This is a genomic window from Croceibacterium sp. TMG7-5b_MA50 (genome assembly GCF_039830145.1).
Lineage (GTDB): Bacteria > Pseudomonadota > Alphaproteobacteria > Sphingomonadales > Sphingomonadaceae > Croceibacterium.
This window is the reverse complement of the sequence record NZ_CP156082.1, coordinates 1-14,566: the sequence shown is the minus strand read 5'-3', so window position 1 is coordinate 14,566 and position 14,566 is coordinate 1. Positions and strand designations below refer to the sequence as shown.

General features: G+C 69.7%; 16 protein-coding genes. 7 read left to right on the top strand and 9 right to left on the bottom strand.

The window, feature by feature from the left end; all coding sequences use genetic code 11:
- Position 1: 1 nt before the first annotated feature.
- Positions 2 to 781: a molybdate ABC transporter substrate-binding protein gene (gene modA, locus V5740_RS00080; protein WP_347303068.1), complete on the bottom strand. Its 780-nt coding sequence runs from the start codon at positions 779 to 781 to the stop codon at positions 2 to 4.
- A gap of 37 nt (positions 782 to 818) precedes the next feature.
- Positions 819 to 2,576 carry a CHASE domain-containing protein gene (locus V5740_RS00075; RefSeq protein ID WP_347303067.1) on the bottom strand — a complete coding sequence of 586 codons (1,758 nt, stop codon included), beginning with the start codon at positions 2,574 to 2,576 and terminating at the stop codon, positions 819 to 821.
- Positions 2,577 to 2,689: 113 nt separating this feature from the next.
- On the opposite strand from V5740_RS00075, the gene V5740_RS00070 reads away from it, so the two are divergent.
- Genes V5740_RS00070 through V5740_RS00060 form a run of 3 tightly spaced genes read left to right on the top strand, consistent with a single transcriptional unit; the run spans position 2,690 to position 4,841 of the window.
- On the top strand, positions 2,690 to 3,022 hold the full coding sequence (locus V5740_RS00070) for a NepR family anti-sigma factor (RefSeq protein ID WP_347303066.1): 333 nt from the start codon (positions 2,690 to 2,692) through the stop codon (positions 3,020 to 3,022).
- Positions 3,019 to 3,645, top strand: a complete 627-nt coding sequence (locus V5740_RS00065; protein WP_347303065.1) for a sigma-70 family RNA polymerase sigma factor — start codon at positions 3,019 to 3,021, stop codon at positions 3,643 to 3,645. Before V5740_RS00070 ends, V5740_RS00065 begins: the two co-directional genes overlap by 4 nt.
- A 20-nt stretch (positions 3,646 to 3,665) precedes the next feature.
- Positions 3,666 to 4,841, top strand: a complete 1,176-nt coding sequence (locus V5740_RS00060; protein WP_347303064.1) for an AI-2E family transporter — start codon at positions 3,666 to 3,668, stop codon at positions 4,839 to 4,841.
- Here V5740_RS00060 and V5740_RS00055 read toward each other — a convergent pair.
- Positions 4,838 to 6,115 (bottom strand): cation:dicarboxylase symporter family transporter, encoded by a 1,278-nt coding sequence (locus V5740_RS00055; RefSeq protein WP_347303063.1) that lies wholly within the window; start codon positions 6,113 to 6,115, stop codon positions 4,838 to 4,840. The genes V5740_RS00060 and V5740_RS00055 overlap by 4 nt on opposite strands.
- A gap of 85 nt (positions 6,116 to 6,200) precedes the next feature.
- On the opposite strand from V5740_RS00055, the gene glmM reads away from it, so the two are divergent.
- The 3 genes from glmM to thiD are packed head-to-tail and all read left to right on the top strand — an operon-like array spanning position 6,201 to position 8,535.
- Entirely contained in the window at positions 6,201 to 7,541 is a 1,341-nt protein-coding gene (gene glmM / locus V5740_RS00050; protein ID WP_347303062.1) for a phosphoglucosamine mutase, read from the top strand.
- The gene (locus V5740_RS00045) at positions 7,538 to 7,768 is read left to right on the top strand and encodes a DUF1272 domain-containing protein (protein ID WP_347303061.1); all 231 of its coding nucleotides are present in this window, start codon (positions 7,538 to 7,540) and stop codon (positions 7,766 to 7,768) included. Before glmM ends, V5740_RS00045 begins: the two co-directional genes overlap by 4 nt.
- Positions 7,765 to 8,535: a bifunctional hydroxymethylpyrimidine kinase/phosphomethylpyrimidine kinase gene (thiD, locus tag V5740_RS00040; RefSeq protein WP_347303060.1), complete on the top strand. Its 771-nt coding sequence runs from the start codon at positions 7,765 to 7,767 to the stop codon at positions 8,533 to 8,535. The genes V5740_RS00045 and thiD overlap by 4 nt, the downstream gene beginning before the upstream one ends.
- Here thiD and V5740_RS00035 read toward each other — a convergent pair.
- The 4 genes from V5740_RS00035 to dapB form a co-directional block, all read right to left on the bottom strand.
- A complete protein-coding gene (locus V5740_RS00035; protein ID WP_347303059.1) occupies positions 8,507 to 9,514 on the bottom strand; it encodes a cation diffusion facilitator family transporter in 1,008 nt (335 codons plus the stop codon). The two genes, thiD and V5740_RS00035, sit on opposite strands and share 29 nt — an antisense overlap.
- A 62-nt stretch (positions 9,515 to 9,576) precedes the next feature.
- Positions 9,577 to 9,996 (bottom strand): hypothetical protein, encoded by a 420-nt coding sequence (locus V5740_RS00030; RefSeq protein WP_347303058.1) that lies wholly within the window; start codon positions 9,994 to 9,996, stop codon positions 9,577 to 9,579.
- Between the two features lie 27 nt (positions 9,997 to 10,023).
- Entirely contained in the window at positions 10,024 to 10,704 is a 681-nt protein-coding gene (gene nth, locus V5740_RS00025) for an endonuclease III (protein WP_347303057.1), read from the bottom strand.
- On the bottom strand, positions 10,701 to 11,429 hold the full coding sequence (gene dapB, locus V5740_RS00020) for a 4-hydroxy-tetrahydrodipicolinate reductase (protein ID WP_347303056.1): 729 nt from the start codon (positions 11,427 to 11,429) through the stop codon (positions 10,701 to 10,703). Before dapB ends, nth begins: the two co-directional genes overlap by 4 nt.
- A gap of 35 nt (positions 11,430 to 11,464) precedes the next feature.
- On the opposite strand from dapB, the gene V5740_RS00015 reads away from it, so the two are divergent.
- On the top strand, positions 11,465 to 12,166 hold the full coding sequence (locus V5740_RS00015) for an NAD-dependent deacylase (protein WP_347303055.1): 702 nt from the start codon (positions 11,465 to 11,467) through the stop codon (positions 12,164 to 12,166).
- Between the two features lie 142 nt (positions 12,167 to 12,308).
- Here V5740_RS00015 and V5740_RS00010 read toward each other — a convergent pair whose 3' ends face one another.
- Complete coding sequence (locus V5740_RS00010; RefSeq protein WP_347303054.1) at positions 12,309 to 13,058, bottom strand: HesA/MoeB/ThiF family protein; 750 nt, start codon at positions 13,056 to 13,058, stop codon at positions 12,309 to 12,311.
- Positions 13,059 to 13,081: 23 nt separating this feature from the next.
- The gene (dnaA, locus tag V5740_RS00005) at positions 13,082 to 14,557 is read right to left on the bottom strand and encodes a chromosomal replication initiator protein DnaA (protein WP_347304543.1); all 1,476 of its coding nucleotides are present in this window, start codon (positions 14,555 to 14,557) and stop codon (positions 13,082 to 13,084) included.
- Positions 14,558 to 14,566 lie beyond the last annotated feature (9 nt).

The following is a 14,566-nucleotide window of genomic DNA, read 5'->3' as shown; positions in this document are numbered from 1 at the left end:
GTCACTCGGCAGCCGGGCCGAAACCGCGCGCCGCCAGCAGCCGCTGGCCAGCCGGCGATCGCAGGAATTGCAGGAAGGCCGCCGCATCCGCATGCGTTGCCCCTGCCAGCACAGCCGCGGGGTAGCGGATCGGCGGATGACTGCCGGGCGCGAAGCGGTGGATGACCTTCACCTGGTCTGACGCGCGGGCATCGGTGGCGTAGACGATGCCCAGCGGCACCTCGCCGCGCTCCACCAGCGCCAGCGCCGCCCGGACGTTCTCCGCCGGAATCACCCGATCCGCCACGCCGGCCCACAGGCCCAGCTGCTCCAGCGCCGCCTTGCCGTAGCGACCGGCAGGAACCACGACGGGATCGGCCATGGCGACCTGCCCCTGCGCCAGCGCCACGAGGCCAGACGCCATGCTCCGGGTGGGAGCTACCAGGACCAGTTCACCGCTGGCGATCGTCACCCGCGTGCCGGGGCGCAGCAGGCGCCGTTCCTCCAGATAGTCCATCCATTGCTCGTCCGCCGACACGAACAGGTCGGCCGGCGCGCCCGCCTCCACCTGCCGGGCCAGCACGCTAGACCCGGCATAGGACAGGCGCGGTGCCGGATGGCCCTGTGCGGCCCAGGCAGCGCCCGCATCGCTCAGCGCCTCCTGCAGGCTGGCCGCGGCGAGCACCACGGGGCCCCCGCCCGCCGTCCCGTCCCGCTCGGCGGAGCAGGCGGCCAGCAACCCGGCGAGCAGCATGCCGACGACAGCGGAAAGCAGTGATCGGCTGGCGGTGCGGAAAGTCATGCCCCGCTATATTCGACCGGATATAGTCGGTCCAGTGTCAGGCCGCCGGGGCCAGCGAACGCGCACGACTGGCGCGCAGTGCGAATTCGGTCGGTTGCCGAACGGGAATGGTCAGCATGCACTGCACGCCCGCCGGGTCGAAGGTCAGCTTGACCGGGTTCTTCAGCTCCGCCGCGACGATCCGTTCGATCAGGTCCGACCCGAAGCCGCGATTGCGCCGCTGCGCAACCGGCGGCCCGCCGCTTTCCTGCCAGTCGATCCGGATCAGCGCGTCCGCCACCAGGCGCCAGTGCACCCGCACCTTACCGCCGGCGCGGCTGAGCGCGCCATACTTCGCCGCATTCGTCGCCAGTTCGTGCATGGCAAGGCCCAGCGACAATGCCTCGTTCGGCGCCAGCGCGATGTCCGGCCCGGCCAGATCGATCTCGTGATCGCTGGCGTCCGCATAGGGCAACAGCTCCGCCTCCACGACCGCGCGCACCGGCGTCGTGCCCCATTCGGACTGGGTCAGCAGGTCGTGCGTGGCGGACAGGGCACGGATGCGGCCGTCCAGCCCGTCGGCGAAATCGTTAAGCTCGGTCGCGCGGCGCCGCGTCAGGGCGATGATCGACAGCACATTGGCCAGCGTGTTCTTTACCCGGTGATTCAACTCACGCGTTAGCGACATACGGATCGATGACTGCTCCTCAAACCAGGCGAGCCGCGCCTCGTCCTCCAGCGCCTGGCGGGTCAGCAGCCGCACCAGCTGGACGAGCATGCCGGCGATGATCATGCCGAAGATGATGGTCGCCATGGACAGCAGCGACAGGCCGCGCTTGTCGGCGGCACGCACTTCCAGCACCCAGGGATTGTTGGCGATGGATACTATCTCCGTCACCGTCTCGCCGTCGGCGTCCGGCGGGCCGGCGGCAGCCAGCAGGTGTTCGGGCGCGGCGGTGCCGTCGAACAGCTGGATGCTGGCGATGCTCGCCTCCTCCTGCTCCAGCACGCCGGCGAGGAAGTCCTGCGCATTGAACGGGCTGTAAATGAAGCCGCGCAATTGCCGGCCGCCCACCGCCCCTTCGAACACGGGCATGTAGATCAGGAAGCCCGCCCCCTTCGATCCGGACTGTTCCTGTTGCAGCACCACCTTGTCGGTCGCGGTGGGCCGGGCGGTCCGCTCCGCCTCCAGCATGGCGGCGCGCCGCACCGGTTCGGAGAACATGTCGAAGCCGAGCGCGCGCCGGTTACGCTCCGTATCGGGCTGCAGGAAGGTCACGGGCACGGCGAACAGCTGGTCGGGGCTAAGTGCGGGATGCAGCTGCACCGGGGTTGGCGATTGCAGGCTGACCAGCTCATTGAACGCCGGGATCTCCGCGCGCCGGACCACGGGTGCCCACCCGATCCCGTCGGCGCCGCGATAATCGGCATCGAGCCGCAATTCGGAGACGAAGCGACGGAATTGCGAGGCGGAGCCCGCATCGTCCATGCTCGCCATCAGGGCGGCACCGGCACGCAGATACGCACTGCTGGAATTGGCCCGCCGCTCCAGCGCGGCGGAGATGCCGCCGGCCCGCACGCGCAATTGCGCCGCGGCGCGTCCGTCCTCCCCCCGCTGGATGGCGGTCACGGCGATGATGGTGATCGCGCCAATCAATAGGAAGATCGCGACCGGCACCGCCCGCGGATAACGGATCAGCCAGCGTTGCGTCGCCTGCCGGCGCCCGGCAGCGGCGGCAAGCTTGCTGCGCCGCCCGGCTTTATCCCGGCCGGGCTGGCCAAATCGCTGTTGCAGCTGTGCAAGGGCGCTGTTCAACCAACCCATCATTGCGCCGTGTTGGCAGTCCCCAGCACTTGCCCTAACATCTTGACCCGGTGGAGCGCCGGCCACAGCCCGGTAACCGCTTTCCCGATTGGTATGGGAACCGGATGTCACCCATTCCGTTCCTGGACGTCTGCGGAAAGTTTTTCCGCCGATCGTTCCTGCGTACAATCCAGCTTGATCGCCGGATCCGCGCCGGGACGCGGGGTGGTCCATTGTGTCGGGGCGGGGTGGTTGAAGGAATGGTTGGCGCTGAGAAAAAGCACATGCCTGCGGCTGATCGGGCATCGCCGGACGGAACGCACCGGGCGATGAAAAGCGGCAAGGGCGATCCTGTCTGGGCAACCGGGCTGAAGCAGCTGTATGACCAAGTGGTGGACGAACCGATCCCCGACAGTTTCAAGGATCTGCTCTCCAAGCTCGACGACGCCAGCAAATGAATACGGAAGTACGCGAGCTGCCCAAGCGCAGCGCTGACGACAAGAAGGCCTTCAAGCGGGAGCTGGAAGGCGTGGTCCCGCACCTGCGCGCCTTCGCCCGCGGCCTGTGCGGTCGCCCCGACATGGCTGACGATCTGGTGCAAGAGACCCTGCTGAAGGCATGGGCCGCGCAGGACCGGTTCGAGCCCGGCACCTCAATGCGCGCCTGGACCTTTGTGATCCTGCGCAACGCCTATCTTACCGACATGCGTCGCAACCGCTTCCGCGGCGAGTATGACGAGACCGCAGCGGAACGGATCCTGACCGCACCCGCCGGGCAGGAGGAGCCGATCCATCTGTCCGATATGCATCGCGCACTGCTGACCCTGCCGCCCGAACGGCGCGAGGCGCTGCTCTTGGTGGGTGCAGGCGGCTTCTCCTACGAAGAGGCGGCGACGATCTGCGGCTGTGCGGTCGGCACGATCAAGAGCCGCGTGGGCCGCGCCCGCGCCGCATTGACAGCCATGATCGAGGAAGGCTCCATCCCCGATCGTGCAGTGGGCGACCCGATCGCCCATCGCGCCATCCTGGAGGAACTGGACGAAGTTGCCGCCGGGCGCGGCCGCGCCGTTCCCACCAAGTAGCAACCGCGCTACAGGGCGGCATGATCGGCACCGATCCGCTTCTGCCGCCCGAACCGGCATCACTCGCCCCGGCGGATGGCACCGGCAACCGGATGACCTTTGCCGCGCAGGAATTGCGGCTGATCTCCGCGTTGGTGGTGTTGCTGGCGACCGGGCTGTTCCTGGCGCTGCCCTTCGTACTGTCGATCGGGTCCGTGGTGTTCCTGCCGCTGGTCACAGCGATCATGCTCACCATCGTCCTGTCGCCGGTGGCGGACCGGCTGGCCTTGTGGCGGCTCCCCAACGCGCTGGCCAGCTTCGCCGCGCTGCTGCTGTTCTTCGCGGTGGTCGCGATGGCGCTGGCCGTGGTGCTACGCCCTGCCGTCACCCTGTTCGAAGCGGCGCCCGCCATGGTGGAGCGGGTGGGCGAGCATTTCCGCCACCTGCAGGGCAATTTCGTCTGGTTCTCCCGCCTGAACGAACGCATCGCCGCCATCGTGGGTGGCGCTGACGGGCAGCAGGTGGTGCTGGCGACCCCCTCCATGCTGGAACAGCTCGCCTTCGCCACCCCGTCCGTGCTGCTGGAGGTCCTGCTGACCTTCCTGATGGCGTTCTTCATGATCGAGGCGCGCGTACGGCTGCGCCGTCGCCTGCTGCTGGACCGGCAGCATTTCGGCGCCAGCCTGAAGGCCGCGCGGGTGATGCGCGACGTGCAGGACCGGGTCGCGGCGTACATCCTGACAGTCGCGCTCATCAATCTGGGCGTCGGGGTGGTGGTGGCGCTGGGCGCATGGGTGCTGGGCCTGGGTGCGCCGGTCATGTGGGGCGGCCTCGCCACGCTGCTGAACTTCGTGCCCTATCTGGGGCCACTGGCGATGATGGCGCTGCTGGCGCTGTTCGGGCTGGGTACGGCGGATGTGCCGCTGGTGGGGCTTATGCCGGCCGCCGCCTATCTGGGCCTGCATGCGGTGGAGGCGAATGTGGTGACGCCGGCGATCCTGGGCGCGCGGTTCACCATGAATCCGGTGATGATCCTGCTGGCGCTCAGCTATTTCACCTGGATCTGGGGCGTATTCGGCGCGCTGCTGTCCGTGCCGATCCTGCTGGCGCTGACCGCCCTGTTCGACCACCTCGGTCGACCCAATGTCATCGGCTTCATCTTCGGGGAGCCGCTGTTCCCCGCCACCGATCCGGTGGCGGAGGACCCGCCGGTCTAGCGATCGCCGCCTGACCGATCGACGTAGGACGTGACCGCCACGTCCATGGTGACGTTGCCGACCGTCCGCATCAGGTCCGGCACCATCTCCACCGCCACCAGCAAGGCGAGCGGCTCCACCGGGATGCCCATCGCGATCGCGATCGGGCCGATCGCCGTGACGAAGCTGACCGCGCCGGGCAGGCTGACCGAACCGACCGTCGTGACCAGCGCGACGAGGACGCCCACCGCCATCGTCAGCGGTGTCAGGGTAATGCCGGCGAGGTCGGCCACATAGATCGCCACCGCCAGGTTCATCGCCGGCCCCGTGGCCCGGAACAGCGCCACCGCCAGGGGCAGGACGAAGTCGCCGCTCGTTTCCCTGAGACCCAGCGCACGGCAGGTACCGAGCATCGCCGGCAGGCTGGCGAGCGAGCTCTGCGTGGAGAGCGCAACCGTCTGCGCCGGCAGCACGGCGCGGGCGAAGCGGCCGATCGGCAGCCCCCCGCCCAGCCGCGCCAGCACGTAAGCGGCGGCCATGACGATCCCGCCCAGGGACGAGACGAGCAGGATGTAGTGGGCGAGCGCGGCCAGCGCGCCGCCGCCGCTCCGCAGCCCGACCCCGACGGCCAGCGCCAGCACGCCCACCGGCGCCAGCCACAGCACCCAGCCGATCACCACCAGCATCGCATCGCCCAGCCCGGCGAACAGCTCGATCAGCGGGGTCCGCCGCACCGGCGCCAGCCGCGTCAGGGCGAAGGCCAGCGCCACGAAGAACACGATCAGCGGCAGCATGGCCGTATCCGCCGCAGCGGCGACCACATTGGGCGTGACCAGCGATTCGACGAAGCTGCCGATGCCCGGCACCTCCCCCGGCGGGGCGGCGCCCGCCAGCAACGCCTGCCCCGCGCTGGCGGGGATCGGGAACACCTCCAGCAGGATGGGGGTCAGGAACGCCGCCGCCAGCGTGCCGCCGGTCAGCACCGCCCAGAACGCCAGCAGGGTGCGGCGGGCGGTGGCCCCGGCGCGGGCCGTCGCGACCATGCCGGTGATGCCGGTGACCAGCAGGCTGGCGACCAGCGGGATGATCGTCATCTGCAACGCGCTGAGCCACAGATTGCCGATCGGGCCGGTGATGGCCTGCAATGGCGCGGCGGCCGCGCTGTCCGACAGCAGCCAGCCTGCGCCGAAACCCGCGATCAGTGCGGCAAAGGTCCAGCCGGCGGGCAGTTGCACGATCGGCGGGTCGACATTGTCGGGGGAGTGCGCGCCGGCACTGACGGGTTCGGGAGGCATCGCGCCATTCTGTAGGCGTGACAATGCCTTGTGCAAGCGGCATGGACGGTCCCGTCTGACAATCACTCCCGGTACATGGAGCGGCATGGAACGCGCATATTTCGGCACAGATGGTATTCGCGGGCAGGCCAATGGCACGCTGCTGAACGCGGCGACCGCGATGAAGGTGGGCCAGGCCGCCGGCCGCCACTTCCTGCGCGGCAGCCACCGGCACCGGGTGGTGATCGGCAAGGATACGCGCCTGTCCGGCTACATGATGGAAACCGCGCTCGCCGCCGGGTTCACCAGCGTCGGCATGGACGTCATCATGACCGGCCCCCTGCCCACCCCCGCCGTCGCTCTGCTCGCGCGGGAGATGCGCGCGGATCTCGGCGTCATGATCTCCGCCAGCCACAACCCTTACGCCGACAACGGCATCAAGCTATTTGGGCCGGACGGCTTCAAGCTGTCCGACGCGGACGAGGCGGCGATCGAGGCGGCGATGCAGGCGGACCAGCCGCTCGCCACCAATGATGCGATCGGCCGCGCCCGCCGGATCGAGGATGCGCGCGGTCGCTACATCCATGCTATCAAGCAGTCGCTGCCCAGCGACGTCCGGCTCGACGGGCTGAAGATCGTGGTCGATTGCGCCCACGGCGCCGCCTACACCGTCGCGCCGGAGGCGTTCTGGGAATTAGGCGCGGAGGTGGTGGCGATGGGCGTCGCGCCCAACGGCCTCAACATCAATGACGGCGTCGGATCGACCAGCCTGGACGCTATCCGCCAGCGGGTCATCGCCGAGAAGGCCGACATCGGCATCGCGCTGGACGGCGACGCCGACCGCCTGATCGTGATCGACGAGCGCGGAGTACCCGTCGATGGCGACCAGATCATGGCCCTGATCGGCCTCCGCCTGAACGAGGCGGGCAGCCTGCGCGGCGGCGGCGTGGTGGCGACCGTCATGAGCAATCTGGGCCTCGAACGCCTGCTCGCCCGACACGATCTGGAACTGATCCGCACCAAGGTCGGCGACCGCCATGTGCTGGAGGCGATGCGTGCCGGCGGCTACAATGTCGGCGGGGAGCAGTCGGGCCACATGATCCTGACCGATCATGCCACCACCGGCGACGGCTGCATCGCCGCGCTGCAGGTGCTGGGCGCGCTGGTGCAGACGGGCCAGAAGGCGAGCCGCCTGCTGCATCTGTTCGATCCGGTGCCGCAGGTGCTGAAGAACGTGACCTTCGCCGGCGGCGACCCGCTGGCCGACGCATCGGTGCAGGCCGCGATCAGGGATGGGGAGGCTGCGCTCGCCGGCAGCGGCCGGGTGCTGATCCGCAAGTCGGGCACGGAGCCGAAGATCCGCGTCATGGCCGAAGGCGACGATGCCCGCGCGGTGGACCGGGTGGTGGACGCGATCTGCGGCGCCGTGCGGGCGGCCGCGGCATGAGCCTGGAGATGCGGCCCGATTGCCAGCGCTGCGGCACCGACCTGCCGCCGCAATCGCCCGGCGCCTTCATCTGCTCCTTCGAATGCACCTATTGCGCGGAGTGCGCGGAGGCGCTGGACGATCGCTGCCCGGAATGCGGCGGGGAACTGACCGACCGGCCGACCCGCGCCAAGCGCTGGCTGGACGCGCATCCCCCCTCCTCCCACCGGCGCCACACGCCCGCATGACGCCGCCGCGCATCCTCACCATCGCCGGGTCCGACAGCTCCGGCGGCGCCGGCATCCAGGCCGATCTCAAGGCGATCACCCTGCTGGGCGGCTACGGCATGAGCGCCATCACCGCGCTGACGGCGCAGAACACGCTGGGCGTGCAAGGCGTGGAGGTGATGCCCGCCGCCTTCGTGATGGCGCAGGTCGCCAGCTGCCTGGACGATATCGGCGCCGACGCGGTGAAGATCGGCATGCTGGGCAGCCCCGCCATCGCCCACGCCGTCGCCGACCGGCTGGAAGGCAGCGGCCTGCCGGTCGTGTTCGACCCGGTCATGGTGGCGACCACCGGCGCGATCCTGGCCGATACCGACACCATCGCCGCCTTCGAACGGCTGATGCGCCTCGCCACCGTGACCACCCCCAACGTGCCCGAACTGGCGGCGCTCGGCGGCGCGGCGGGGATGACGGCCCGCAACGTGAGCTATCTGGCCAAGGGTGGCGACGCAGCGGGCGACATGATCGAGGACCGTCTGGTGCAGCCCGGTCATCCGGACATCGCCTGGCATGACGAGCGGATCGTCACCCTCCACACGCACGGCACCGGCTGCACGCTGGCCAGCGCGCTCGCCACGCTGCTCGGCCGTGGCCTGCCGCTGGAAGCTGCCGCGGTGGAGGCGCGGGCCTTTGTCCGCCGCGCGCTGCTCGCCGCGCCAGGGCTCGGCGGCGGCAACGGGCCGCTGGGCCTGTTCGCCGGGGCTACCGCCCGGAACGCGCCTTCGGATTGACCACCCGGTCGGCGGCATGACCCACTGTCAGCCCGTCGAAATCCTCGTCATGGTCTTCGGAATGGCCGAACGGGTCGGCATGGATCACCAGGTCCACACCGGGAAACGCGGCCAGGATGCGCCGCTCCGCCGCCTCGACCACGTCGTGCGCGGCGATCAGCGGCTGGGTCGGCTCCAGTTCCATATGCATCTGCACGTGCAGGATCGGTCCCGACCGGCGCGACCGGAACTGGTGGACGCCCATCACCTGCGGATCGTCCAGCGCCAATGCCAGCAGCGCCTCGCGCTCCGCATCGTCGACCTCCCGGTCCAGCAGCTCGTTGGCCGCGGCGCGCAGCACCTCGACCGCGCCCTTCACCAGCCAGGCCGCCACCAGCAGCGCCGCCAGCGCATCCCAGCGCGTATTACCAGTGACCTGCGCCAGCGCCAGACCGACCATGGCGGCGGCATTGGACACCAGATCGGCCAGGTAATGCGCCCGGTCCCCCTTGATGGCGACCGAACTCGTCCGCGCGATCACCCGCGCCTGCGCCTGCACCAGCGCCAGCGTCAGCCCCATCGACAGCGCCATGACCAGGACGCCCAGCCCTTCCGCCGCCACGGCTTGCGGTTCCAGCAGGTGATGGATCGCCTGCTGCCCGACCAGTGCGGCGGAGGCGAAGACAAGGCCGGCCTGCAGCAGGCTGGCGAATGCCTCCGCCTTGCCATGGCCGTAACGATGTTCCGCGTCAGCGGGCAGCACGGCGACGCGCACCGCCCAGAACGTCACCAGCGCCGCCACGAAGTCCAGCGCCGAATCGGCGGCGGAGGCGAGCAGCGCGACCGACCCGCTGACCCACCAGGCGCCCGCCTTGACCAGCATCAGCGTACCGCCCACCCCGACGGACAGCCAGGTGATCCGCGCGGTCAGGCTGGCCGTCTCTGCGACGGTTAGGGGCGACCGCTCGCCGCCGTTTGGATGTGCCAAATCGTTGTTCATGGTGCCTGACCGGAAACGCGGCCCTTAGCGCCGATCTCGCCGTCCGCCAAGCAGGGCCACCCTCAGTCCAGCGTGCCGTCCCGGTCCGGTTCGATCAGTTCGACCGGCACGAACTCGCCCAGACGGCAGCGCGCGCCGGGTACCGTATTACCGCCACCCCAGTGCAGCACGGTGACCGTGTCCGTATGACAGAGCCGGCCGACGCTGACGTCGTAGGCAATGCGCTGCTCGAACGCGAGCCCGGGGCATGATGCCGGCAGGGTGCTGCGAAAGGTGCGCCCGTCGCGCATACGGAAATCGATCACCTGCGCGCCCTGCACATCGGTATTCTGGATCAGGCTGGCCTGCAGGCACCGCTCACCCGGGCCGAGCACGCGGGCGGCGGGCACATCATCGGCATCGGCCGCCGTTCCAGTCGCGGCATCCTCCGCCACCGTACATGCGGCAAGGAGCAGCAGGGATGACAGGGCAAGCGGTCGCATCGGCAGGTCTCCGGCTGCGGCGGGGCGTCAGGCGGCCTGCGCCACACCCTTGCCAACGGGGCGCTTTGCCGGCCGTTCCAGCACCTTGGGGCGGTAGGCGCACAGATCGGTCACCGGGCACCGCCAGCATTCGGGCAGACGCGCCTTGCAGGTGTAGCGGCCGTGCAGGATCAGCCAATGATGGGCATTGCGGCGGAACGGCTGCGGCACCCGCTTCTCCAGCTTCGCCTCGACCGCCTCCGGCGTCTTGCCCCGCGCCAGACCCGTGCGATTGCCCACGCGGAACACATGGGTGTCCACCGCGAAGGTTTCCGCCCCGAAGGCGCAGTTCAGCACCACATTGGCGGTCTTGCGCCCCACGCCCGCCAACGCGACGAGTTCGTCCATGGTCTGCGGCACCTCGCCCCCATGCCGCTGCACCAATTGCCGCGACAGGATCATCACGTTCGCCGCCTTGGCGTTGAACAGGCCGATGGTCTTGATGTGCGCCTTCAGCCCGTCCTCGCCCAGCGCCAGCATCTGCTCCGGCGTGGTTACCTCCTTGAACAAAGCGCGGGTCGCCTTGTTGACACCGGCATCGGTCGCCTGCGCGCTCAGCACCACGGCGACGAGCAGCTGGTAGGTATTGCCGTATTCCAGTTCGGTGACCGGGTCGGGGTCATTCTCGGCCAGCCGGCGGAAGAACTCGAAGATCTGGTCGCGCTTCAAATGCCCAGTACCTGCGCCATGGAATACCGGCCCGCAGGCTGCCCGATCAGCCAGCCGGCGCCGCGGATCGCGCCATGGGCGAAGATCATCCGGTCCTCCGCACTGTGCGACAGCACGATGCGCTCATGCTCGCCCGCCAGGATCACGCTGTGCTCCCCCGCCACGGTGCCGCCGCGCAGGGCGGCGAAGCCGATCGCGCCCGATGCGCGCGCGCCGGTATGCCCGTCCCGCCCGCGCTCGCTGTGCTCGGCGAGATCGATCCCCCGCCCCGCCGCCGCCGCCTCGCCCAGCAGCAGCGCGGTGCCGCTGGGCGCATCGACCTTCATGCGGTGGTGCATCTCCAGCACCTCCACGTCCCAGTCCGGCCCCAGTCGCGCGGCCGCCTCCTGCACCAGATGCGCCAGCAGCGTGACGCCAAGCGAGGTATTGCCGGTCTGCAGCACCGGGATCGCCCCCGCCGCGCTCTCGATCAGGGCGTGATGCACCGGCTCCAGCCCGGTGGTGCCGATCAGGATCGGCACGCCCGCGCCGACCGCCGCGTGGATGTTCGCCTCCAGCGCCGCGGGTACGGAGAAGTCGACCAGCGCATCGCTCGCATCGGCCAGCCGGGCCGGGTCCTCGCCGCGGTCCGTGCCGCCCGCAAGCTCGTGCCCCGCGACCTCGATCGCGCGGGCGAGCGCCTGCCCCATGCGTCCGCCGCTGCCGATGATGCCGATCCGCGCCATTGCCGTCCCTCCCTTGCCCGTGCTTCATGGCGACCATGACAGCCATTCGCAACATCGTGATCCTGACCGGCGCCGGGATCAGCGCCGAGTCCGGCCTCGCCACCTTCCGGGCGGAGGATGGGCTGTGGGAAGATCACCGGGTGGAGGATGTGGCGACGCCCGAGGCCTTCGCCCGCGACCCGGCGCTGGTGCAGCGCTTCTACGACCTGCGCCGCGCGGCGGTCCTGGCGGCGGAACCGAACCCCGCGCACGCGGCGCTGGCGCGGCTGGACCGGGAGTGGACTGGCGAACTGCTGATCGTGACCCAGAACATCGACGATCTGCACGAACGGGCAGGCGCCGCGCGCGTGCTGCACATGCATGGGGAGGCGCTGTCGGCGTGGTGCACCGCCTGCAACACGCGGCACCGCTGGACGGCATCGCTGTCGGGCGATCCGCCGTGCCCGGCCTGCGGGTCCCCGGCCCTCCGGCCCGATATCGTCTGGTTTGGGGAGATGCCGTATGAAATGGACCGCATCTTCGCCGCGCTGGCCGATGCGGACCTGTTCGTCTCCATCGGCACGTCGGGCGCGGTCTACCCCGCCGCCGGCTTCGTGCAGGCCGCGCGGGACGCCGGCGCGGCGACGCTGGAGCTGAACCTCGATCGCAGCCTCGGCTCGCGCCTGTTCGACGAGACGCGCCTCGGTCCTGCCAGCGTGCTGGTGCCGGACTGGGTGGCTGGGGTGCTGCGACGATAGCGCCGCTGTCCTACATCGCTCACCTCTGTCATGGCAGGCCCATGCCATGCCTTGTCCCACCGCATCTCACGTTTCGCCGGTTCACGGGCACATTAACGCGTCGGCCGGCGGGCCGATTCAGGTGTCAAGTTAGTGTCAACTTTCAGCGCGCAGCGCCGCAGGCGGAGCAGCCCGGATCGGCGGCGATGGCGATGCTGCGCATCCCCGGCGCCAGCCCATCCAGCAGGTGCAGCCGGCCCCATTGCGGGTCGCCCATCGTGCCCGTCAGGATACGCACCGCCTGCAATGCGGCGAAGGTGCCGACCCACCCGGCCATCGCCCCCAGCATGCCGTCGGCGGCGCAGGTGTCGCAATCCTCCGCATCGAAGGCATCGCCCACGAAGCAGCGGTAGCAGGGGGCGCCTTTGAAGGCCGCCACCTGCCCCTGGAACCGCCCGACGGCCGCACTCAGCAGCGGCACGCCGGCCGCAACGCAGGCGTCCGACACGGCCAGCCGGGTGGCGAAGTTGTCGCACCCGTCCACCACCAGATCGGCACCGGCTACCAGCGCCCCGGCATTGTCACGGCTGATCCGCTCGTCACTCAGCTCGATGTCGAGCGCCGCGTCGAAGTTGGTGGTCCAGCGCTTGGCCCCGACCACCTTCAAATGGCCGACATCCCGCTCGGTATAGATGGTCTGGCGTTGCAGGTTGGTGGGATCGACGCGGTCGTCATCCACCAGCAGCAGGTGCCCGATCCCGGCACCGGCGAGGTATTGCAGCGCCGGGCTGCCGATTCCGCCCAGCCCGATCAGCACCACGCGCGCATCGGCCAGCCGCTGCTGACCCACGCCGCCCAGCTCAGGCAGCACGATATGGCGCGCGAAGCGCTGCAGGCGATCGGGTTCCAGCATTGCAGGTATGTGGGGCGGCGCGATCAGTCTTCCAGTTGCCGCAGCAGGCTGCGCACGTCGCCGTCCATCTCGGCATCGCGGGCGCGCAGATCCTCGATCAGGCGCACAGCGTGGATCACCGTCGAATGGTCCCGCCCGCCGAACTTGCGGCCGATCTCCGGATAGGAGCGCGGCGTCAGCACCTTGGCGAGGTACATCGCCACCTGCCGCGGCCGCACCACCGCCCGCGCCCGGCGCTTGCTCGCCATCTCGCTGCGGTCGATCCGGTAGAAGGAACAGACCGTGCGCTGGATCTCGTCGATGGTGATCCGCTTGCGATTGGCTGACAGGATGTCGGTCAGCTGGTCTTCCGCCAGCTGCAGCGACACGTCCTGCCCGGTCAGCTGGGCGTAGGCGATCAGCTTGTGCAGCCCGCCCACCAGCTCGCGCACATTGCGGCTGATCGTGCGGCTGAGGAACTCGATCACATCCTCCGGCACGGCCAGCGGCGCGAAGCGGGCCAGCTTGGAATGGAGGATCTGGCGGCGCAGTTCGATGTCCGCCGGCTGGATATCGGCGACGAGGCCCATCGACAGCCGGCTCAGCAGGCGCGGCTCCACGCCGTCCAGCGCCTGCGGCGCCCGGTCGGCGGCGAAGACCAGCCGCTTGCCCTCTGCCAGCAGCGCGTCGATCGTGTAGAGCAGTTCCTCCTGCGCACTGGCTTTGCCGATGATGAACTGGAGGTCGTCCACCAGCAGCAGGTCGAACCCGCGCAGCCGGGTCTTGAACGCCATCATCTCACCGCTCTTCAGCGCCTGGACGAAGTCGACCATGAACCGCTCGGCGGAGCAGTAGAAGATGCGCCCGCGCGGATGGGTCTGGGTGAAGGCATGGCCGATCGCGTGCAGCAGGTGCGTCTTGCCCTGCCCCGTCGCGGCCTTGAGATACAGGGGCGAGAACTGCGGCTGCTCCGCCGCCGCCATGCGCTCAGCCGCGTTGCGCGCCAGGATGTTGGCGGTGCCGGTGACGAAGGCGGCGAAGGTCAGCGTGGGATCGAGTCCGACCGGGGCGTTGGTCGTCGGCTCTTCCGGAATGGTGGGGGTGACCAGACGCAGGCCGTCATTGGCAGCGCGATGGCCCAGGCCGTCCTCGCCGGTGCGCAGCTCCAGGTCGGCCGCCTTGCGCCGGCCCGGATGGACCGCGATCCGCACGGTCCGCACCTCGGCGCGGGCAATCTTCCAGGCGAGCGCCAGCCGGTCCTGCAGGCGGTCCTGCACCCAGTTGGCGGAGAATTCGGTCGGCAGGTACAGGTCCAGCGTGCCGGTCGCCTTGCATAGCGGGCCAAGCTCGATCGGACGAATCCATTGCGTAAACAGCTGGTGCCCCAGATCCTTGCGCAGGCCGGAGACGATGTCGGCCCAGTCCGCCGCCAGCGCCACCGCCTCGGCATCCTCCACCGCGTCTCTCCCGCTCGCCGCCCGGTCGGCCGCACCCGTCGCGCGGCCTGCCTGCGGTCCCATCCTGATCAT